This window comes from Flavobacterium ustbae (assembly GCF_003946915.1).
GTDB classification, from domain to species: domain Bacteria; phylum Bacteroidota; class Bacteroidia; order Flavobacteriales; family Flavobacteriaceae; genus Flavobacterium; species Flavobacterium ustbae.
Window position 1 is genome coordinate 40,835 of record NZ_RPOC01000002.1, and the last position, 22,261, is coordinate 63,095.

The following is a 22,261-nucleotide window of genomic DNA, read 5'->3' on the forward strand; positions in this document are numbered from 1 at the left end:
AATTATCATATTCATAAAATGGAACAACAAATACCATATATTCCTAAAAATAAAGTAAGAATTGTTACTGCTGCTTCGCTTTTTGACGGACATGATGCTGCCATCAATATTATGCGCCGTATCATCCAATCTACGGGTGTAGAAGTAATTCACTTAGGTCACGACAGAAGTGTTGAGGAGGTAGTGAATACCGCCATTCAGGAAGATGCCAATGCTATTGCAATGACTTCTTACCAAGGCGGGCATAATGAATACTTTAAATATATGTATGATTTGCTTCGCGAAAAAGGAGCAGGGCACATTAAAATCTTCGGAGGCGGAGGCGGAGTAATTCTTCCTAGCGAAATCGAAGAATTGCATGAATATGGTATTACGAGAATTTATTCTCCAGACGATGGTCGTTCTTTAGGCTTGCAAGGAATGATTAATGATTTGGTACAACGTGCCGATTTCCCGATTGGAGATCGATTGAACGGAGAAATCGATCATATCGAAAATAAAGTGCCAACTGCCATTGCGCGTTTAATTTCTGCGGCCGAAAATTTCCCTGAAATTGCAAAACCAGTTTTTGATAAAATTCACGAAAATAACACTACGTCTAAAATTCCAGTTTTAGGAATTACAGGAACGGGTGGAGCAGGAAAATCCTCTTTGGTTGATGAATTGGTTCGTCGTTTCTTGATAGATTTTCCAGAAAAAACAATCGGATTGGTTTCTGTTGATCCTTCGAAAAGAAAAACGGGAGGAGCGCTTTTAGGAGACAGAATTCGTATGAATGCCATTAATAATCCGAGAGTTTATATGCGTTCGTTGGCTACGCGTCAGTCAAATTTGGCTTTATCTAAATATGTAGCCGAAGCGATTCAGGTTTTAAAAGCCGCAAAATACGATTTGATTATTCTGGAAACTTCTGGAATCGGACAATCTGATACCGAAATTATGGATCATTCAGATGTTTCACTTTATGTAATGACGCCAGAATTTGGAGCTGCAACGCAATTGGAGAAAATCGATATGCTGGATTTTGCCGATCTAGTAGCGCTAAATAAATTTGACAAACGTGGCGCGCTTGATGCTTTACGCGATGTTAAAAAGCAATATCAGAGAAATCATAATCTTTGGGATAAAAATCCTGATGAAATGCCCGTTTTTGGAACAATTGCTTCTCAGTTTAACGATCCGGGAATGAACACGCTTTATAAAGCGATCATGGATAAAGTGGCAGAAAAAACCGATTCTGATTTGAAATCGACATTTGAAATCACGAAAGAAATGAGCGAAAAGATATTTGTGATTCCGCCCGGAAGAACACGTTATCTTTCTGAAATTGCTGAGAATAATAGAAATTATGACGAAACATCAATTGCTCAGCAAAAAGTAGCGCAGAAATTATACGGAATTTTCAAAACCATAGAATCGGTTTCTGGTAAAGTGCCACAGATTACAAAAGCAGGAATCGACGATTCGACTGTTCTCTCTGGAGGATTTCAGGAACACGACGAAAACAGAATCTTTTTAAACCTTTTACTCAATCAGTTTGATAAAGTAAAAATGGATTTAGATCCGTACAATTGGGAAATTATCCTGAATTGGGACGAAAAAGTCAACAAATATAAAAATCCGGTTTACAGTTTTAAAGTTCGCGATAAAGAAATTAAGATTGCGACACATTCTGAAAGTTTATCGCATTTGCAAATTCCAAAAATTGCCTTACCAAAATATGAAGGTTGGGGAGATATTCTGCGTTGGAATTTACAAGAAAATGTTCCTGGAGAATTTCCGTTTGCTTCGGGATTATATCCGTTTAAACGTGAAGGCGAAGATCCGTCGAGAATGTTTGCGGGAGAGGGCGGACCAGAAAGAACCAATAAACGTTTTCATTATGTAAGTGCAGGAATGCCAGCCAAACGTCTTTCTACTGCTTTTGACAGTGTAACTTTATACGGAAACGATCCAGATTTGCGTCCAGACATTTACGGAAAAATTGGAAATGCTGGAGTATCAATCTGCTGTTTGGACGATGCTAAAAAATTATATTCAGGTTTCGATTTGGTTCATGCTTTAACGTCTGTAAGTATGACGATAAATGGACCTGCACCAATGCTTTTAGGTTTCTTTATGAATGCCGCAATCGATCAGCAATGTGAGATTTACATCAAAGAAAATGGTTTAGAAAAAGAAGTTGAAGCTAAAATTGCCAAATTATATGCAGCCAAAGGAATCGAAAGACCGAAATATCAAGGCGATCTTCCTGCTGGAAACAATGGTTTAGGATTAATGCTTTTGGGTGTAACGGGAGATCAGGTTTTACCTTTGGACGTTTATAACGAAATAAAAGTAAAAACGTTATCTCAAGTTCGCGGAACGGTTCAAGCCGATATTTTAAAAGAAGATCAGGCACAGAATACTTGTATTTTCTCAACCGAATTTGCACTTCGATTAATGGGAGACGTTCAGGAATATTTTATTACGAAGAATGTTCGTAATTTCTATTCGGTTTCGATTTCTGGATATCATATTGCCGAGGCGGGAGCGAACCCAATTACGCAATTGGCATTTACGCTTTCAAATGGTTTCACATACGTGGAATATTATTTGAGCCGCGGAATGAACATCAACGATTTTGGACCAAACTTATCGTTTTTCTTCTCAAACGGAGTAGATCCTGAATATTCGGTTATTGGTCGTGTGGCACGTAAAATCTGGGCAAAAGCCATGAAATTGAAATACGGAGCCAACGAAAGAGCTCAAATGCTGAAATACCATATTCAGACTTCTGGACGTTCGTTACACGCGCAGGAAATTGATTTTAACGATATTAGAACCACTTTGCAAGCTTTGTATGCGATTTACGACAACTGTAATTCATTGCACACGAATGCTTACGACGAAGCGATAACAACTCCAACAGAAGAATCAGTTAGAAGAGCAATGGCAATTCAGCTAATTATTAATAAAGAATTAGGTTTAGCCAAAAATGAAAATCCAATTCAAGGTTCGTTCATCATCGAAGAATTAACTGATTTGGTTGAAGAAGCTGTATTACAAGAATTCGACAGAATCACAGAAAGAGGCGGAGTTCTCGGTGCAATGGAAACGATGTACCAACGTTCTAAAATTCAGGAAGAAAGTTTGTATTACGAAACCTTAAAACACAACGGTGATTTCCCTATTGTGGGCGTAAATACTTTCTTGAGTTCAAAAGGTTCGCCAACGGTAATTCCGGCTGAGGTAATTCGTGCTACAGAAGAAGAAAAACAATACCAGATTACGATGCTGGATAACCTGCATAATTTCCACGAAGCAAAAGTAAACGAGCATTTAAACCAATTACAAGAAGCCGCCATTAAAAACGAAAACTTATTCGATTATTTAATGGAAGCTACAAAGGTTTGTTCGTTAGGGCAGATTACTTCGGCGTTGTTTGAAGTTGGCGGGCAGTATAGAAGGAATATGTAGAAGTACATTTCAACTGTCCGAAATTAGCGGACGTTTAATCAATATGAAAAAACCTCTCATGTAAATGGGAGGTTTTTTGTTTGTGTTTTCTTAGCTTTATTTTCTATTAGCTTAGCTAGCAATTTGAAATACTAGTTAGAAAAATTTGTAATGTAACTTTTTGGTAAAACAATTTTTATCAATTTGGTTAAATAAGATGAAAATAGTATTGCCAATAACAAAACTATAAAATAAACAATATCATTATTGGTAATATTAAAAAAGGCTGCATTTCTATAAAAAAGTAAACGACTAAGAAACCACAAGGGATTATTGCAGAATATTAATATTAAAAAGAATGTCAGCGATGTATTTATAAAACTATCGGCATTATCTAATTTTAAATTCTTTTTTGATACGATTATTAGAATAATAACTAATTGGATTATCGCAATGCTACAAGATGCTAAATCATTAGCAGTAAAATTTGTGTCATAATCAAAAAGTATAATAAAATGCCTTGAAACAGTAAGAAATATTAGTGCTATAAATAGAAATGAAGAACTATTTTGTAAAGATGGTTCTATTGGCTTTAATTTATTTTTAAACTGTAATTTTTCCAGTTTTTTATCTAGTATACGAGTTCTTGTAGATAAGAAAATTGATATAATGCCACATATTAAATACAAGTTAGTTGCATATTGATATCCATGCAAATATTTTAAAATGAAACAGAAAATAGATAAAGTTCCAATTATAGTAAATGCAAATTGTAAGATTGAAATGTTTTTAATTTTCGCAAAGAATGAATTAAGAGTTAAAAGGAATACAGGAAGTATCACATGAAGTGATAAATCTTTAATGAGATACATGTTATCTTTTTCATAATGAGGGAATTTAAATAAAAATTCTTGTAAATTATAAAGAAATAAAGTCCATAAAAATAAGATGAATACAAAATGATTACTATTAATTGATATATCTTTTTCTACTAACAATCTAAAAACTAATGGAGAGCTCAAAGTAAAAAGTAAGATGATAATACGGAAAGTAAATTCAAAAGGATTTATTGAAACAAACCCATAATCCCAGAAAAAATAAAAATATAAAAGAATTGAAATCATTGAAAAAACAAAAATATAATTCGAGTGTATTTCAGAATAAGAATTAATTTGTCTAATAATAAATTTTATGATGTTCCTGTGAAATAAAATTAAAACAAGAAGTATAATTGGTCTATTGGAGAATATTGCGCTCCAAAAGCTTATGTCTCTTGGAGTGAGGAAATAAATAAGAAATTGAAAAAAAATAAATGTTATAAAAATAATTTTTAAAATTCGATACTGATTTATCTCATTTAGTTCAACAATGTAATTTTTTAGATAAAAAAGGGAAGTCAAAAAATTTGAGTTTTTAATTAAAATTACAAAGCATAAAATGCAAATAAAGGCAACATTCCAATTTAAAGAATATCCGCCAGAAAGACCAGAAGTTATGCTATTTTTATTGATGTCAAACACAGCTTCTATTGTATATTTGAAGAGCAAACCATAGATTATAAATAGACCTGAAAGTTTAAAAATTAGATTGCTAAATTGCCTTAACTCCATTTTTTATATTATAATTTTTAGGTGAATATGAATTTTCAAATATAGTTTGTTTTTTAAAAAGACAACTATTTTTTGTGTATTAAAAAACTTTCATTTTATGCACGAGCGCGACGCTCGCGCCAGCAATAAATTTCATAAAGTTTGTCATTTCGACGTAAGGAGAAATCTCCACAAGTAGCTCCGTACAGAATGTCGTCAATCTTTGTAGAATTTCTCGCGGAGATTTCTCCTCCGTCGAAGTGACAAGATTGTGGAAATATTATCTTAAAAAAATAGAAAACCTCTCATTTCTGAGAGGTTTAAATATCTAATCAAGTTCTATTAAACTTTACTTTTTAACTTTATACAGCTAAAGAATATCAAGATGATTATAGAACAATATCTTAATAAAATAGAAGCTTTACAGAGCAACAAAAGTACAGTTGTGTATTCTGATAATGCTCATCTGGAGTTTTACATTCAAAAAATAAGGCAAAAAAGTAATGAATCTTCTTTTACTCTCGATATTTTTTTGAAGAAACAAATTTCAGAAACAACGACATTAAATCATGAAATAAGAAAACTGTTCGAAAATCAGTTAGGATTACTTTTTTTGGAAAAAGAATTTGGGAATGTTTGTTTTGCATACAGTCACGAGGTTAGACCAGAATATAGGCAGAATTTTAGACTCATAGATGTGTTGGATTATATTTATGCTTTTGCCCATTCTTCGGTTTTCGTAACATCTAAAAAAATAATGATCACATCAGAAACTGATCTTTTTTGGGATTTGGTTAAAATAGGAGAAAGCTTGAGAAGAGAAATAACATCTGAGAATTGATAGTCTTAAAAGATTACTAGCTGTTTAAAAACAGGTATTTATACTTTATATAGAGCGTTTCTAATGGCTTACTTTTGGTTAGCAATTAAAAACATAAAATTATGGAATTAGATTCTAACCAATTATTAAAAGATTTATCTCTTAAATGTATGGCGGGTCATACGGCAATCGCGACTCCTTCTGGAGAAAAAGCTATCAGTGATTTGTATAAAGGAGACTCCGTTTTGGCATTTTCTGCAAAATTAGAATCAGGCAAACTTCAATTATCTTCATCAGAGGGAAAAGTTACTTTTAGTGGAGGTACTCAAGGGTTTAATAATGCGCTTTATTTAGTATTTGGAGATAATAAAGAAATGATCTGCACTATGGACCAGCCTTTTTTGCTTGAAAATGGTAAATACGCTAGAGGTATACAATTAATACCCGGACAACATCTTGTAGATAAAGATGGCAATTCTGTTGAGGTTAAGCTAGTTTCTTTAGGGCAGTATTATGGAATAATCAATGGCATAGCTGTTAATGATCTTAAATTTACAAGCCCTGATGATCATTTATTATTGGCGCAGGGAGTTATAGTTGGTGATTTCATTTTTCAAATGTATTTTGATTCTCTTCCAGATAATTTAAAAGAAATAAATAATGAGATATAAAAAAAGCAGCTCCTGGTACGAGCTGCTTTTCAAAAATTAGGGGCAAAAAATTAACGACGGAAAGATGGACTCTGGTTAACAGTTTGGTCTAACTTTACAGTCTTCAATTTTTTAGCAGCAACTTTAATTTCGTGTTTCTCAACTTTGTCGTTTGCTTTCACTTCAAGAACATAAGTTCCTGCAGGAAAACTTTCTAAACTAATTGTTTTTGAAACCTCTAACTTGTCTGCTGCAGATTCTCCCGCATAAAGTAAGTTGTGATTCTCGTCGTAGATAGAGAAAGATGCATTTTCTACAGTATCCAAAGTAAAGCTAACTACTTTTCCGTTTCCTGTTTTGATATTTAAAATGTAATCACCTTTTCCGTCTAAGGCATAGGTAAACACAGTCGCTAAAAAAAAGGCAGCAACTAAACCAGCTTGGGTAAATTTTGTCATGTTTTTTTTAAATTGTTAATTACTAAATGTGGAACGCGTAAAACTACAAATACAAATTTAATTTTTGGCAATAAATTAGCATTTTTAAATGCTTAAGTTGTTGAATTGTAATTATTTCTGTATTTTGTTTGAACTATGTACGTAATTACTGAGCTTGCGGTTTTTGGAAATTTGAGTTTTTTTAAGTGTTTTAAATGCACTTAATTTAATTTATAAGAATACTTTTCTAAAATTAAAACCTAATATATTTTTCATTACAAATACAAATAAAAAAAAACAGCTCGATAAAGACAGAGAGCTGTTTTGTTTAATGTAATTTCAAAATTTTCTAACCTTGATTGTGCCTTTTTAGATCTAAAATCTTAGCGTGCGGCAACGCTTGAATTTTTAGCAAAACCAGATTTGTAAACTGAAGATACTGCATTTCTAGACAAAGATGCATTATCAATTATTGTAATCTCGTATTTTGCTTTTTTTACATTGTCTTCTACTTCTAAGAAATAAGTTCCTTCTGGAAATTCTTCTAGACTGAAAGTTCTCAAAATTCCATCTTTACCAGATGCGCTTTCAGAATAAATCAAAGTTCCGTCATTGTCATAAATAGCTAAATTGGCTTTCGGTACTTTATTAAGTGCGAAAGTGATCAGTTTTCCATTAGCTTTTAATACATGAAGAGTAAATTCTCCATTTCCATCAATTGCGTAAGTGCTTATTCCTGTGAAAAGCAACGCTGCTACTAAACTCAATTTTGCAATCTTTTTCATGGTACTTAGTTTTAAATTTAATTGTTCTAATTATCTGATGCTAAATTAGTTATATAATGCAGCGAAAAAAGCAACTGTATTTTCTTATTTCTATGCTATATTCTCATTTACGAAACCGATATAGGTTAAATTTTAAATTATATTTATTGTTATTGTTAATTCGGTTATTATTTTTTAATGTTTCTCTTAATTTTAACTTTACTATGGATTAAGAATTACTTTACAAATGCTATGATATATATTACACAGAGTTTCTCAAAGAAATGCAGAGATTCGCAAAGTTTTTTTATTAATCTTTGCGAATCTCTGCGAAATCTTTGTGTATCTCTGTGGTAAAGGATTTTTTTTTTGGATTGTGTGTTTTAACCGCAAAGTTAGAAAGGGTTTTATCGCAGAGAACGCAAAGTTTTTTGAGTAAATTTTATAAAATAAAAAAGTTCGCAAAGCTATATGTATAAAGCTTTGCGAACTTTGCCTTTATATATGCATAATTTTAAAATTAAATCTTTGCGAATCTATGCGAAACCTTTGTGTCTCTGTGTGAAACAAATCCTTCATAAAAAAGCAAAAAAAAACAGCTCAATAACCACAAAGAGCTGTTTTTAAAACTTTTGAAAGTTTTTAAACTTACTAACTATCTAACCTCACTTTTATACTTTACGAAAGCATAACTTTTTAGCGTGCAGCCACGCTTGAATTTTTAGCAAAACCTGCTTTATACACAGAAGACACAGCGTTTTTTGATAAAACTGAAGAATCGTCTTTTATTGTAATTTCGTATTTTGCTTTTTTTGTATTGTCTTCTACTTCTAAGAAATAAGTTCCTTCTGGAAATTCTTCTAGACTAAAAGTTCTTAAAATTCCATCTTTACCAGAGGCGCTCTCAGAGTAAATTAGAGTTTCGTCTTTGTCATAAATTGCTAAGTTGGCTTTTTGTGTTTGGTTAAGACCAAAAGTGATCAATTTACCATTAGCTTTAATTACATGCAGATTAAAATCTGCTTTTCCATCAATTGCATATGTGCTTATTCCTGCGAAAAGCAATGCTGCTACTAAACTCAATCTAACAATCTTTCTCATGGTATTTAGTTTTAAATTAATAGTTCTAATTCTCTGATGCTAAATTACTTCCGTTGTAAGTAAAAAAGCACAACTGTATTTTCTTATTTCTATGCTATATTCTCATTTACGAAACCGTTATAGGTTAAAATTTGAATTATTTTCAGCGTTTTGGTTAAAACGGTAATTTTAATTTAACGTTTTGGTAAAATATAGAGTTTTTGTACCACGGAGATACACAAAGAAAAAACGCAGAGATTCACAAAGTTTTTTTAAATAAAATCTTAGCGAATCTCTGCGAAATCTCTGTGCATCTCTGCGAAACATTAGGGCAAAAAAAAACAGCTCAGTAACCACAAAGAGCTGTTTTTAAAACTTTTGAAAGTTTTTAACTTACTAACTATCTAACCTCACTTTTTATACTTATTAGAGTATAAAGTTTTAAGTGCCGTGAAGAATTGCACTTAACCTTAATATTTTCTTAGTTTAATGAAGTTGTTCCTTTTGAAGACAAAGTAGAACTATCTGCATTTACTGTAATATCATATTTTACTTTTTTGAAGCTATCAGCAACTTCTAAAATGTATTTTCCTTGTGGAAATTCTTCTAAACTGAAAGTTCTTAAGATTCCAGTTTTACCAGAAGCGTTTTCAGTATAAATTAAAGTACCATTTGTATCATATATACTGATGACAGCTTTTTGTAATTGGTTAATTCCAAAAGCAATTACCTTGCCATTTCCTTTCAATACATGAAGATTTAATGCTTCATTTCCATCAATTGCATAAGTACTCATTCCTGTTAGAAGTACTGCACATACTAAACTTAATTTCATAATCTTTTTCATATTCTATAGTATTAAATTTTTTTCGTTCATTTTTCTGATGCAAAGTTATAGCAGCATGTGTGGTATTTTAACATCTATATTTTCCAATTTATATGCTATATTCTCATTTACGAAACCGTTATATGTTAAAATTTGACTTTAATGTTGTCTTTTTGTTAATTTGATTGTTTTTCTTCAAATTTTTTCAAAAACCGCATACTTCATAAAATTTCTATTTTTCTTACAATTTTTAACATATTTGTATAAAATCAGGTTTTAAATAGGATAAATAGAAAAAAAGTCAAGAAAAAAAATAAGACCCTAAAAAAAAGTGGATTTCTGTATGGATTTTTCAATGTTAAGAACGTTATTTTAATGTAAAATTCGCATTTACGAAACCGTTATAGGTTAAAATTTAAATTATTTTAGGCGTTTTTGTTAAATTTGCTATTATTTTCTAAAGAAATTATCATGAAGACTATTGCCCCAGCTCTTGAAGTGATAACTAACTCATACGGAAGTTCTTTTACCTATACTAAACACGCCGAAAAGACCAATAGCAAAGCTCATTTATGGCACTATCATCCAGAAATTGAGTTGGTTTATATAAATGGCGGGGCAGGAAAAAGACAAATAGGAAGCCATGTTTCTTATTATACCAATGGTAGTTTACTTTTAATAGGAGCTAATTTGCCACATTGCGGTTTTACAAATGAGCAGACAGGAAATACAACCGAAACTGTAATTCATATAAAACCTGAATTTTTGGGAAGCGACTTTTTCGTTGCGCCAGAAATGAAAAAGGTGCAGAATATTTTGAAACAGGCTAAAGGCGGAATTGCTTTTGGTGGTGAAACAAAAAAACGTATCGGAAAGAAAATTGAAATGATGGAAAACGAACCGCCGTTTCAAAGACTTATAACGCTTTTGAGTGTTTTAGACGAATTGGAATCGGCTGAAGAATATACCATATTAAATGCAGACGGATTTTCGATGGAATTGCAGACTCAGGATAACGATCGTATGAATGTGGTTTTCAATTTTGTGAAAGATCATTTTCAGGAATCTATTTCTATAGATGAGGTTTCGAGTATGGTAAGTATGACAACGCCTTCTTTCTGCCGTTATTTTAAAAAGATTTCGAACAAAACATTTACCGAATTTGTAAACGAATATCGTCTGGTGCATGCTTCAAAGCTTTTGGCAGAACAGCCAATGAGTATAAATGAGGTTTGTTTTGAAAGCGGTTTTAATAATTTCAGCCACTTTAGTAAATCGTTCAAACAATATACAGGTAAGAGCGCATCGCAATACCGACACGAACATAAGATTATAATTAGCTAGTTTTTTAGCTGAGTTTTTTTTTAGCCACGAATTCACGAATTAATATTAAAAATTCGTGAATTCGTGGCTATCTTTTTTATGATATAATTGGATTTTCTATCAGCAGAATCTCCAAAATCTGGGCGAATAATTTTTAAATGCTCTCGCAGATTTAGCAGATCGAGCAGATTTAAATAAGAATTAGTGTAATTCATATAGTCAAATTACGCAAAATATTTCTTCAAATTAAAATTCGTGACTCGAGCGATAGCGAATAGGCGAAGCAATTCGTGGCTATTTTTTTAGTAAAACTGGAAGTCGGATTTTTCATATATTTTATTCTGAAAAAAAGTTATATTTACAGAACCCTAATCAGAAAAAAATATCAAAAAATGAAAAAAATTAAAATGCTATTGTCTGCAATCATGCTTTGTTTGACTACCATGACATACGCCGCAAAAGTAGACACCTTACAAGTTGCCAGCACCGCTATGGGGAAAACCTATAAAGCTGCAGTGGTTTTACCAAATTCTTATGCAAAAAGCAAATCGGCTTTTCCTGTAATGTATCTATTGCATGGCGCTTACGGACATTTTAGTGATTGGCTTAAAAGTACTCCAAACAAAAAATTGGTTCATAATCTAGCAGACCAATACAATATGATTATTGTAATGCCAGAAGGGGAGACGTTTAGTTTTTATTTGGATAGTCCCGTAAACAAAGAAAGTCAGTTTGAAACTTTTATTACGCAAGAAGTGGTGCAAAAAGTAGATAAAACATATAAGACAATTGCAAATAGGAGTGGAAGAGTGATTACAGGTCTTTCTATGGGTGGACATGGCGCTTTGTATTTATCGACAAGACATCCAGATTTATTTTGCGCTGCCGGAAGTATGAGTGGTGCAGTAGATATGGGAACGATGTTAAACAGAGATTCTTCGGCTCAAGTTGTAAAATTAATGCAGCCTGTTTTTGGAGACAAAAGCGGTAATACCGAATTGTACGAACAAAATGCGGTAATGGGAATGATTGATAAAATTAAGGCGAATAAATTGCCACTAATTATAGATTGCGGAGTAGATGATTTTTTAATTGAACCCAACAGAGAATTGCACAGAAGATTGGTTTATTCTAAAGTAGATCATGATTACACAGAAAGACCAGGAGCGCATACTTGGGATTATTGGGAAAATTCGCTTCCGTATCACGCACTGTTTTTTAGTAAAATATTGGCTAAGAATCAGCTTACTGCAAAAAAATAAAGATATTTTTATTTGAAAATAAGCCAAATCGCTTTTTTTGGTTTAATTTTTGGAATACCTTTATATATATAATCTTTAAAAAAAAATAATTATGAAAAAGATACTTACCTTATTTGCAGTTATCGGTTTAATTGCATTTTCGAGTTGTGAAGGACCAGAAGGGCCTCCGGGACCTCCGGGAGAAGAATTAGTTGCTCAAGTTATTGATGTTAATAATGTTAACTTTGCTTCGAATGGAGAGGGAGAGGTTATAAATTTTGGATTTACGCTTTTTCCAGGCGATGTAGCTTTGGCTTATAGAGCAACAGGGACGGCAAATGGAGGTACCGTTTGGAGTCCAATTCCAGAATCACATTATTATGATGATGGAACTTTATTTTTTACTTATAAATTTAATTTTAGCCGAGTGGATTTTGAACTTTATCTAGATGGATTTGAATTAAATACTGTACCAGCTAATTTAAGAACTAATCAAAAGTTTCGTATTGTAGTTGTTCCTGGTAACGATCCTCTAATTAGTAATAAATCAGTTAATGCTAAGAATTATTTGGACTACAATACAGTTATTGCAAAATATAACATTGATGACAGTAAGGTTAAAACAATTAATTTATAAAGTTTAATAAATCAATATAAAAAAAAGGAAATCTTCACGATTTCCTTTTTTTATGCAATATATTTTTTTAAATATTATTCTTCATGTAGATCAGAATCTGTCAATATTTTTTCCTTTCCAAATTTAAGAGAAACCAAAATTCCAACTAAAAGAGATAAAGCGATAAATCCTAAAGAAGCCCATTCTGGTACGTGGAAGAAATCGTGAAGTAGCATTTTTAATCCGACAAAAGCTAAAATGGCTACCAAACTGTATTCTAAATAACTGAATTTTGCCAGCATATTTGCTAAGAAGAAATACATAGAACGCAATCCTAGAATAGCAAAAATATTTGAACTGAAAACTAAAAACGGATCTGATGTAATGGCTAAAATCGCAGGAACGCTATCGACAGCAAAAAGAACATCCATAACCTCAATCACAATTAGCGCCACAAATAAAGGTGTTGCTGCTTTTTTGGCAGTTTTGGTAGAAATAAAGAATTTTTCTCCATCCATTTCTGCTGTAATCGGCATAACTTTACCTAGAGCTTTGTAAATAAAAGAGTCTTTTGGGTGAAAATCTTCTTCTTCGCCAGAGAATAGCATTTTTAACGCGGTAAAAATCAGGAATATTCCAAATACATAAGTAGTCCAGCTAAATTTATTGATTAGCATTACACCGAAGAAAATCATTAGTCCGCGGAAAACAATGGCTCCAAGAATTCCCCAGAATAGTACGCGGTGCTGGTATTTTTGCGGAATTTTGAACGAAGCAAAAATAATAGCAATGACAAAAATATTATCTACACTTAGCGAAAGCTCGATCAAATAACCCGTAATAAACTTCATAGAAGCTACCGTTGGTTTTAGATTGTCGGGGTTTGCGATATAATCTGTAGTGTATAGCCAGTAGATTACTCCCGAAAAAAGGAATGATAAAGTTACCCAAACAAGGGTCCATTTGCTGGCTTCTTTAGTACTAATAATATGTGGTGTTTTGTTAAAGACGCCTAAGTCTAAAGCAAGAATAAAAACGACAGCAAGTAAAAAGAGAGTCCAGACGATCATAATGTTTTTTGTTTAAATGATATACAAAGATAGCTTTTGATGTTAAACTTCAAAAATTAATTCAACGAGAAAAAGTTGTTTTAAAGCTACTATTTTCTAGTTTGCTGGTTTAACTCAATAACTAAAATTATTGTCTCTAGAATTTGATGCTTAATGGTAATAAAATTATGAATTATGAATTATGAATTATGAATTATGAATTATGAATTAGTGCAATAAGAACTTAAATAAGTTATAGGTGTAATTCTAATCTTTACGAGATTCCTGTCTTGAAATTTCGGAATCATTAAGAATATCAGGATTTAGCTCATAAAAAAAGTGCCAGTAAATAAATACCGGCACTTTAGAATATACTTAAGCTTTGAATTAGATTGCTGAGTTAACAGTTTTGATAATTCTAGCAGCAATTTTGTAAGGGTCTCCGTTTGAAGCTGGTCTTCTGTCTTCTAACCAACCTTTCCAACCTTTTTGAACAGTCATTAAAGGAATTCTGATAGAACATCCTCTGTCTGAAACTCCATAAGAGAAATCGTTGATAGAAGCAGTTTCGTGTTTACCAGTTAAACGCTGATCGTTGTAAGCTCCGTAAACCGCGATGTGCTCTTTAGTAACAGGACGGAAAGCCTCACAGATTTTCTCGTAAGTTTCTTGAGAACCACATGTTCTAAGAACTGTGTTAGAGAAGTTAGCGTGCATTCCAGAACCATTCCAGTCAGTATCTCCTAGAGGTTTTGGGTGATATTCGATATAGTAACCATATTTCTCAGTTAAACGGTCTAATAGGTAACGAGCAACCCAGATTTCGTCTCCAGCTTTTTTAGCTCCTTTAGCGAATAATTGGAATTCCCATTGTCCGCAAGCAACCTCTTGGTTGATTCCTTCAAAGTTAATTCCAGCAGCGATACATAAATCAGCATGCTCTTCAACTAATTTTCTACCGTGTGTGTTTTTTCCACCTACTGAACAGTAGTACATCCCTTGTGGAGCAGGGTATCCTCCAACTGGGAAACCAAGTGGAAGTTGAGTTTTAGTATCCATAATGAAATACTCTTGTTCGAAACCAAACCAAAAATCATCATTATCATCATCAATTGTAGCTCTACCGTTAGAAGGGTGTGGTGTTCCGTCAGCATACATAACTTCGCACATTACTAACCATCCGTTGATACGAGTTGGATCTGGATAAATTGCAACAGGAACTAATAAACAGTCAGAAGATCCACCTTCAGCTTGTCTTGTTGATGAACCATCAAATGACCAATTTCCAAGTTCTTCTAATGTTCCTTTGAAGTTTTCGTGCTCTTCAACTTTAGTTTTACTTCTAAGATTTTGAGTTGGTTCATATCCGTCTAACCAAATGTACTCTAACTTAATTTTAGCCATAATAATATAAATTAATTTTTTTGTTTTTTTCGTTGGGTCAAATATAGATTTATTTTTTTAGTCCTAAAAATTAGGGGGCTATTTTGTTTATCGAAGTATAATTTTTTGGATAAGCGCAATTTTGATAGGGGTATATTTCAAAAAAAGCAATTTTAGTAACCTTAAAAAAATAAATTCGTAATAATTACGGCACTTTTTTGAGTTTCTGAGTTAAGGAATTATGAAAAAATGTTTATTTAATCAATATTACCGCACATTTTTGTTATATTTCTTTGTTTTGAATTCATTATTCTTTAAAAAAGGCATCTTCTATTGAAAAAACGTTGACTAAAAATCTAAAATTTATATTTACAACAGGCTTAATTATTGTTTATATTTGCCTCTTATTTTTTAATGAAAATTAGTACGAATTTAAACTTTACATACCATGTCAACATTACGTTTTCAAGCTTTACAACAAGCTTCTAACAGAAAGCCAGTGCATTTTGAAGAAATTGACCGAAAGTCTAATCTTTTCGGATCAAATGTGTTTAATGAAAAGGCAATGAAACAGTATTTAACTTCAGATGCTTTTAGAGGAGTAAGAGATGCTATTCAGCATGGAACGAAGATTGAAAGAAAACTGGCAGATTATATCGCCATGGGAATGAAAGAATGGGCTCTTGCCAAAGGAGTTACACATTATACACACTGGTTTCAGCCTTTGACGGGAACAACAGCAGAAAAACATGATGCCTTTTTTGAAACTTCGTATGACGGAAGCGATCCTGTAGAGAAATTTGGTGGAGCACAATTGGTACAGCAAGAACCAGACGCATCGAGTTTTCCAAATGGCGGAATCAGAAATACTTTTGAAGCAAGAGGATATACGGCTTGGGATCCAACTTCTCCAGCTTTTATATATGGTACAACTTTATGTATTCCGACCGTATTTATCGCTTACACAGGAGAAGCTTTAGATAATAAAATACCTTTATTAAGAGCATTATCTGCAATTGATGAAGCGGCTACAGAAGTTTGTAAATATTTTGACAAAAACGTAAAAAAGGTAACAGCTACTTTAGGATGGGAGCAGGAATATTTCTTGATAGATAAAGCTTTAGCAAATTCTCGCCCTGACTTAATGATGACGGGAAGAACTTTATTAGGACATACTTCTGCAAAAGGACAGCAGTTAGACGATCATTATTTTGGATCGATCCCAACGCGCGCTCTTACTTATATGAGAGATTTGGAACAGGAATGTATGTTGTTGGGTATTCCAGTTAAAACGCGTCATAATGAGGTGGCACCAAATCAGTTTGAATTGGCTCCGATTTTTGAAGAGACGAATTTGGCCGTTGATCATAACTCTTTATTGATGGATGTGATGCAAAGAGTGGCAGAACGCCATGATTTTAAAGTGTTATTTCACGAAAAACCATTTAAAGGCGTAAACGGATCTGGAAAACACAATAACTGGTCATTGGCGACTGATACAGGAGTTAATTTATTGAGTCCGAGCAAAACGCCAATGAGCAATTTACAGTTTTTGACTTTCTTTATTAATACGATTAAAGCGGTAAACGATAACGAAACTTTATTAAGAGCTTCTATCGCAACAGCAAGTAACGATCACAGGTTAGGGGCAAACGAAGCGCCGCCAGCGATTATGTCGGTTTTCATTGGAGCGCAGTTAACTAAAGTTTTATCTGAATTAGAAAGCGTAACAACAGGAAAACTTTCGCCAGAAGAAAAAACAGACTTAAAATTGAACGTTGTTGGTAAAATTCCAGACGTATTATTAGATAATACAGACAGAAACAGAACTTCGCCTTTTGCCTTTACAGGAAATAAATGGGAATTTAGAGCAGTGGGTTCAAACTCAAACTGTTCAAATGCGATGACAACTTTAAATGCAATTGTAGCCAAACAATTAAAAGATTTTAAAAATGAAGTGGAGAATTTGATTGAGTCGAAAGACATGAAAAAAGACGACGCTATTTTTAATGTTTTAAGAGAATACATCAAACAATCTAAAAAAATTCTTTTTGAAGGCGACGGATATAGTGAAGCATGGGAAAAAGAAGCCGCAAAAAGAGGATTAAGTAATTTTAAAACCACTCCGGAAGCAATTAAAGCAAAAGTTTCGAAACAAGCTTTGGATCTTTTTGAAGAATTAGGAATTTTTAATCACGTTGAAGCCGAAGCGCGTTACGAAATTGAATTGGAAGAATATACTAAAAAAATCCAGATCGAAGGACGTGTTTTAGGTGATATTGCCAGAAATCATGTTATCCCGACTGCGATTCGTTACCAAAATACATTAATTGATAATGTAAAAGGATTAAAAGAGATTTTTGGAAAAGAGTTTGAAACTATTGCAAAGGAGCAAATTGTTTTAATTAAAGAAATTTCAGGTCATATTGAAGGAATTAATTCTAAGGTTTTGGCAATGACCAATGAAAGAAAGAAAGCCAATCAATTAACAGATGCTCAAAAAATGGCAGAAGCGTATTGCAATAATGTTAAACCATATTTTGAGGATATTCGTAATCACTGTGATAAATTAGAATTATTGGTAGATGACGAAACTTGGACTTTGACCAAATACAGAGAATTATTGTTTACGAAGTAATATTTAGGTAACAATTTGTTAAAGCCTGTCTCAAAAAGACAGGCTTTTTTTGTAATAATAGTAAAAACAAGGTTAATATCTCTCTTTTTTAGCACTTTTAAAACCGTAAATGTAAATAAATTGCAATAAGTAGTTTTTTTCTTATGAAAATTTTTAAGCATTCTGGCAGTTCATCGAGATAGTTTTACAGTTTATCGAAAAGAGGTTAATATCTTGTAAAATAGGTATTTATACGTGAACTTGTTTTGAATAAGTTTTTCTAATTTTGGTCATCAAGTTGAAAAAATAGATTTAAAATTTGTTTTTAAAACTAATAAAAAGCCCTCATTTTTCCTCCCCCGGAACAAACCTACAGAACCTACATAATAAGTTGTATTAATAACCAATTAAATATATTTATTATGAAAAAAGTAATTTTAAGCATCTCAGCGATGCTGTTTGTAGGAGTAGCGGCAATCGCTCAAGGAAATACCTCTTCGGTAAGCCAAGTTGGAGACGGCAATACTGGTATTGCGAATCAAAATGGTCAAACTAATGATTCTAAAGTTGACCAATTAGGAGATGATAACACATCTGAAGTGTACCAAGGAATTCAACCAGCCTTGTACAGTGCAGTTAGTAACAAAGCTGATGTGAAACAAGAGGGAGACGGTAATGATGCTTTCATTTCTCAAAGTAACCAAAACAACGAAGCTTATCAAACTCAAAATGGTGATTTAAACAAAGCTACTATTTGGCAAGATCAAATCGTTAATGCACCAAGTTCAACTGGCGGATCTGACAAAGCATGGCAGTCTCAAACGGGAGATAACAACACAGCTACTGTAGATCAAGGAACAACTGGTAACGAAAGACCAACTGGATCTCCATTTAGCGCTGTTCAAATTGGACACGTTAATGACGTAAATGTTCCTGTTGGACCACATAGCGGTAATCAAGCATGGCAGACACAAGTTGGAGACTATAATCTAGCATATGCAAGCCAGGGAGGAGTAGGAAATAAATCTACTCAAAATCAAACTTCACCAAGTGGTACAGCTGACGGAGATGGAAACCAATCATACCACTATCAATATGGTGACGGTAATACAGCTACATCTACTCAAAATGGTACTAAGCTAACAGAGCATACATTGCAAATTGGTAACACCAATACAGCAACTGTAAACCAACTTGGTGCATCTCACAGCAGTATTGCTTTCTCTAAAGGAAACAACAACACAATCACTGTTTCTCAAAGCAACTAAGGCTTAAATATAAAATGTGATAGTCGCAGAACGACTATCACATTTTTTTTAAATTAAAAATATAACAAAATGAAAAATTTCATTCTATATATACTTTTAATGCTTTTTTACTGCCCCCTTTTTTATGGACAGGATAAAGAGGATAATTTAGAATTTAATAATTACAGCTCTTCTGTTTTCAATTCAAAAGAAAAAGCTCTTAGCATTGTTTCAAATTTGGATAAAAAGCAACGCGAAGAACTAAACTCACGAATTCAATCGGGTGTAGTAATACAGCAAATCGGTGATTTTAATAAAGTATATACTTCTTTAAAATCTAATGATACCAAGGTGGCAGTAGATCAAAACGGTGACCGCAATGCACTGTTTTTAAATAAAAATGCCAAAACAATCACACAGAGTGTTATACAGCAAGGAGATAACAACAATATTAATGATTTTACATTGTATACTAATCATAATGTAAACATGGAGATAATTCAAAAGGGTGATAATCAAAACATTCAAAATATTGGAACCAATTCGCTGTCCAAAAACATGAAAATTACACAGACAGGAAATGGAGCTTCAATAATACTTATAAATAAATAAGCATGTATTTTATAAACAGACATATTATAATTTTTTTAATGTTTTTTTCGCTATTTACGTTTGGACAAGTCCCTCAGGATAAGATAAAAGCAAAAATAGAAATAGAGAAAATAGAGAACAGTGTAAAAATTACCGGTACTGCAGAGAATTTGACAGATGTAATTCGAAGTGCAGCTTACCGTTTGTCTGTTATTAAAAATAATGATAAAAGTAATAATCAATCTAATAATGATCAAGTAGGTGCTTTTACCTTACAGCCTAATGAGATTCAGAAATTATCTACTTCTCAGATTAATTTGGCTGCAGATGACCAAGTAATTGTTTTGCTCTTATTTTATGATGAAGATAAGCAGATTATAGCAAAAGATAGAGTAGTGCTTGGTCAAGAAAAAAAAAAGATGATGTAATAGTGCTTCCCGTTGATGGATTTGTTTTGAAAGGTATTATAACCGATAATACCAAAACAAAAATGGGAAAAGATTTTTACGATAGATATTATTACAAATACAATGAACTTGGAATAAATGCAGAAAAAATAGTCACAATAGGTGAAGAATATAGTTTTGCGAGAAATACAGCCATTTCGATAATCATCGATAATGAGGTTATTTATGAATTTTTAGCACAGCCAAATGACGAATTTTTAGAAGCGGTTGCAGAAGAATCTGTAAACGCAACCTTTACTTATTTGAAAGGAAAAGAAAAAGAACGCAAATATTTCACTCAGTATTAATTTTATTATTAGCGCCATGAAATTTATTTTAACCTTCACAGTAGTACTTTTTATCTCTCCGTTTATAAATGCACAGGCTTTAGTTTATAAACCGGTCAATCCAGCTTTTGGGGGAGATACCTTTAATTATCAATGGCTTTTGAGCAGTGCCGAAGCACAAAACAAGCAAAAAGATAAAACAGCTGTCACTACACAGCAAACCGACTTAGAACGATTTAAAGCCAATTTAAATTCACAGTTATTAAGTCAGATTTCCAGTTCTCTTTATAAACAGCAATTTGGTACAGATGGTATCAAAGAAGGCTCTTATACTTTCGGAAGTTATTCGGTAGATGTTTATCCTTCAGCTGATGGATTAACGCTCAATATTTTAGATACCAATACAGGAGAACAAACACAAGTAATCATCCCAAATCAATAACATGCGATTCCATTACTATCTATTCATTGTATTTGGATTTCTTTTAACTGGTTGCGGCGCTTATTATAATCAACCCACTGGAGTACAGAAAGCTGTTTTGGGAGAAGGCACGCCTGCGACTTCATTATTAAAAGATCTGCCAAAACCTAAGGAACAAGTCGTTGTCGGTGTCTACAAATTTAGAGACCAGACAGGGCAATATAAACCTCAGGAAAACGGAAGCAGTTTTAGTACTGCCGTAACTCAGGGTGCAACCTCAATTTTGATAAAAGCACTAGAAGACTCAAAATGGTTTGTGCCAATTGAGCGTGAAAATATCGGAAACCTTTTGCAGGAGCGAAACCTTATTCGCGCTACAAGACAAGAATATGTAAAAAATGCGAATCCAAACGAACCGCAATTGACTCCGCTTTTATATGCTGGGGTATTGCTGGAAGGAGGGATTGTTTCGTATGATTCCAATATTATCACAGGCGGATTCGGAGCTAGGTATTTTGGTGCTGGAGCATCTGTAAAATACCGTCAGGATCGAGTTACTATTTACTTGAGAATGATTTCTACCTCAAACGGAAAAATCTTAAAATCAATTTACATTTCAAAAACAATACTTTCTCAAGCTATTGATGAAAGCCTTTTTAGATATGTCAATTTTAAAAGACTTTTGGAAGTTGAAACAGGATATACTACCAATGAACCAGTGCATATGGCTGTAACAGAAGCTATAGAAAAAGCAGTAGAATCATTGGTTTTAGAAGGAATAAAAGATAATATCTGGCAGGCCGATGCACCAAAATGGCAGGTTGATAATTTACTTAAAGCTTACGCTGAAGAAACCAAAACGGCCGATGTAACAGGCCTTTATGATAGAGTTTTGGAAAACAGAAGAAGTAAATTTTCTATGGAACTTTCTGGCGGAACCACTTTAATGGATGGAGATTACAGAGATCCGCTTTTACGACCTTTTGGACGTGGAGCCTTAAAATGGCTTATTACTCCAAGTTTTACAGTAAGTGCTTCTACAAACGTCGTAAATCTTGCTAACAAAAATTTACTTGATGTAGGTTATCTTACTTATGACCTTAATATGGAGTGGATCATACTTCCTAAAGATCGTCTTACGCCATTTTTATACGCTGGAGGAGGATATGGAATGAATCGAAAATTTGAAAATTCATACGGTAAATTTCAGTACGGAGCAGGCTTAGAATATATGGCATCAGATCGAATTGGGATAAAATTATTTGCTGAACAAAATATAAATTTCAGTGACAATCTTGACTATATAGTAGCGGGAACACGAGATGATTATTATTATAAATTCGGATTAGGATTAACGTATTATTTTGTCAAAAAGAAAAAATAATATGTTAGAAATTTCTAAAGTATAAGGACCCGTTTAAATTTTAAAATAAACT

20 protein-coding genes are annotated in these 22,261 nt (G+C 32.9%); 13 read left to right on the plus strand and 7 right to left on the minus strand.

The annotated features are described in order from the left end of the window. Window positions 1-18: 18 nt before the first annotated feature. The gene (locus EG814_RS04065; RefSeq protein WP_125719192.1) at window positions 19-3,459 is read left to right on the plus strand and encodes a methylmalonyl-CoA mutase family protein; all 3,441 of its coding nucleotides are present in this window, start codon (window positions 19-21) and stop codon (window positions 3,457-3,459) included. A gap of 131 nt (window positions 3,460-3,590) precedes the next feature. On the opposite strand, the gene EG814_RS04070 is transcribed toward EG814_RS04065, so the two are convergent. Continuing rightward, window positions 3,591-5,048: a hypothetical protein gene (locus tag EG814_RS04070; RefSeq protein WP_125719193.1), complete on the minus strand. Its 1,458-nt coding sequence runs from the start codon at window positions 5,046-5,048 to the stop codon at window positions 3,591-3,593. A gap of 364 nt (window positions 5,049-5,412) precedes the next feature. On the opposite strand from EG814_RS04070, the gene EG814_RS04075 reads away from it, so the two are divergent. Both EG814_RS04075 and EG814_RS04080 read left to right on the plus strand, forming a co-directional pair. Next, on the plus strand, window positions 5,413-5,868 hold the full coding sequence (locus EG814_RS04075; protein WP_125719195.1) for a hypothetical protein: 456 nt from the start codon (window positions 5,413-5,415) through the stop codon (window positions 5,866-5,868). Window positions 5,869-5,969: 101 nt separating this feature from the next. After that, window positions 5,970-6,518 (plus strand): Hint domain-containing protein, encoded by a 549-nt coding sequence (locus EG814_RS04080; protein WP_125719197.1) that lies wholly within the window; start codon window positions 5,970-5,972, stop codon window positions 6,516-6,518. A 50-nt stretch (window positions 6,519-6,568) separates the two neighbouring features. On the opposite strand, the gene EG814_RS04085 is transcribed toward EG814_RS04080, so the two are convergent. The 4 genes from EG814_RS04085 to EG814_RS04100 form a co-directional block, all read right to left on the minus strand. Beyond that, window positions 6,569-6,955: a secretion protein gene (locus EG814_RS04085; RefSeq protein WP_125719199.1), complete on the minus strand. Its 387-nt coding sequence runs from the start codon at window positions 6,953-6,955 to the stop codon at window positions 6,569-6,571. Window positions 6,956-7,317: 362 nt separating this feature from the next. Continuing rightward, window positions 7,318-7,719 carry a T9SS type A sorting domain-containing protein gene (locus EG814_RS04090; RefSeq protein WP_125719201.1) on the minus strand — a complete coding sequence of 134 codons (402 nt, stop codon included), beginning with the start codon at window positions 7,717-7,719 and terminating at the stop codon, window positions 7,318-7,320. A gap of 675 nt (window positions 7,720-8,394) precedes the next feature. Continuing rightward, a complete protein-coding gene (locus EG814_RS04095; protein ID WP_125719203.1) occupies window positions 8,395-8,799 on the minus strand; it encodes a secretion protein in 405 nt (134 codons plus the stop codon). Window positions 8,800-9,259: 460 nt separating this feature from the next. Further along, a complete protein-coding gene (locus EG814_RS04100; RefSeq protein ID WP_125719205.1) occupies window positions 9,260-9,625 on the minus strand; it encodes a T9SS type A sorting domain-containing protein in 366 nt (121 codons plus the stop codon). A gap of 450 nt (window positions 9,626-10,075) precedes the next feature. Here EG814_RS04100 and EG814_RS04105 point away from each other — a divergent pair, with 450 nt between their 5' ends. The 3 genes from EG814_RS04105 (at window position 10,076) to EG814_RS04115 (ending at window position 12,805) form a co-directional block, all read left to right on the plus strand. Beyond that, window positions 10,076-10,948, plus strand: a complete 873-nt coding sequence (locus tag EG814_RS04105; RefSeq protein WP_125719207.1) for an AraC family transcriptional regulator — start codon at window positions 10,076-10,078, stop codon at window positions 10,946-10,948. 371 nt (window positions 10,949-11,319) lie between these two features. Beyond that, window positions 11,320-12,189, plus strand: a complete 870-nt coding sequence (locus EG814_RS04110) for an alpha/beta hydrolase (RefSeq protein WP_125719209.1) — start codon at window positions 11,320-11,322, stop codon at window positions 12,187-12,189. A 91-nt stretch (window positions 12,190-12,280) separates the two neighbouring features. Next, window positions 12,281-12,805, plus strand: coding sequence for a hypothetical protein (locus EG814_RS04115; RefSeq protein WP_125719211.1), 525 nt, complete (start codon window positions 12,281-12,283; stop codon window positions 12,803-12,805). Between the two features lie 74 nt (window positions 12,806-12,879). Here EG814_RS04115 and EG814_RS04120 read toward each other — a convergent pair whose 3' ends face one another. Together EG814_RS04120 and EG814_RS04125 are read right to left on the minus strand one after the other, a co-directional pair. Then, window positions 12,880-13,854, minus strand: coding sequence for a TerC family protein (locus tag EG814_RS04120; RefSeq protein WP_125719213.1), 975 nt, complete (start codon window positions 13,852-13,854; stop codon window positions 12,880-12,882). 366 nt (window positions 13,855-14,220) lie between these two features. Continuing rightward, on the minus strand, window positions 14,221-15,237 hold the full coding sequence (locus EG814_RS04125) for a glutamine synthetase beta-grasp domain-containing protein (protein WP_111424307.1): 1,017 nt from the start codon (window positions 15,235-15,237) through the stop codon (window positions 14,221-14,223). A 427-nt stretch (window positions 15,238-15,664) separates the two neighbouring features. Here EG814_RS04125 and EG814_RS04130 point away from each other — a divergent pair, with 427 nt between their 5' ends. The 7 genes from EG814_RS04130 to EG814_RS04160 all read left to right on the plus strand — a co-directional run bounded on the left by EG814_RS04130 (window position 15,665) and on the right by EG814_RS04160 (window position 22,209). Further along, a complete protein-coding gene (locus tag EG814_RS04130; protein ID WP_125719215.1) occupies window positions 15,665-17,854 on the plus strand; it encodes a glutamine synthetase III family protein in 2,190 nt (729 codons plus the stop codon). A gap of 401 nt (window positions 17,855-18,255) precedes the next feature. Beyond that, window positions 18,256-19,101 (plus strand): hypothetical protein, encoded by an 846-nt coding sequence (locus EG814_RS04135; RefSeq protein ID WP_125719217.1) that lies wholly within the window; start codon window positions 18,256-18,258, stop codon window positions 19,099-19,101. Window positions 19,102-19,170: 69 nt separating this feature from the next. Then, window positions 19,171-19,692 carry a hypothetical protein gene (locus EG814_RS04140; protein WP_125719219.1) on the plus strand — a complete coding sequence of 174 codons (522 nt, stop codon included), beginning with the start codon at window positions 19,171-19,173 and terminating at the stop codon, window positions 19,690-19,692. Window positions 19,693-19,694: 2 nt separating this feature from the next. Beyond that, a complete protein-coding gene (csgH, locus tag EG814_RS04145) occupies window positions 19,695-20,099 on the plus strand; it encodes a curli-like amyloid fiber formation chaperone CsgH (RefSeq protein WP_125719221.1) in 405 nt (134 codons plus the stop codon). 2 nt (window positions 20,100-20,101) lie between these two features. Continuing rightward, complete coding sequence (locus EG814_RS04150; protein ID WP_262699578.1) at window positions 20,102-20,425, plus strand: curli production assembly/transport protein CsgE; 324 nt, start codon at window positions 20,102-20,104, stop codon at window positions 20,423-20,425. 16 nt (window positions 20,426-20,441) lie between these two features. Beyond that, window positions 20,442-20,846, plus strand: coding sequence for a curli assembly protein CsgF (locus tag EG814_RS04155; RefSeq protein WP_125719223.1), 405 nt, complete (start codon window positions 20,442-20,444; stop codon window positions 20,844-20,846). A 1-nt stretch (window position 20,847) separates the two neighbouring features. Continuing rightward, window positions 20,848-22,209 (plus strand): CsgG/HfaB family protein, encoded by a 1,362-nt coding sequence (locus EG814_RS04160; protein WP_125719225.1) that lies wholly within the window; start codon window positions 20,848-20,850, stop codon window positions 22,207-22,209. The last annotated feature ends 52 nt before the right edge of the window (window positions 22,210-22,261 follow it).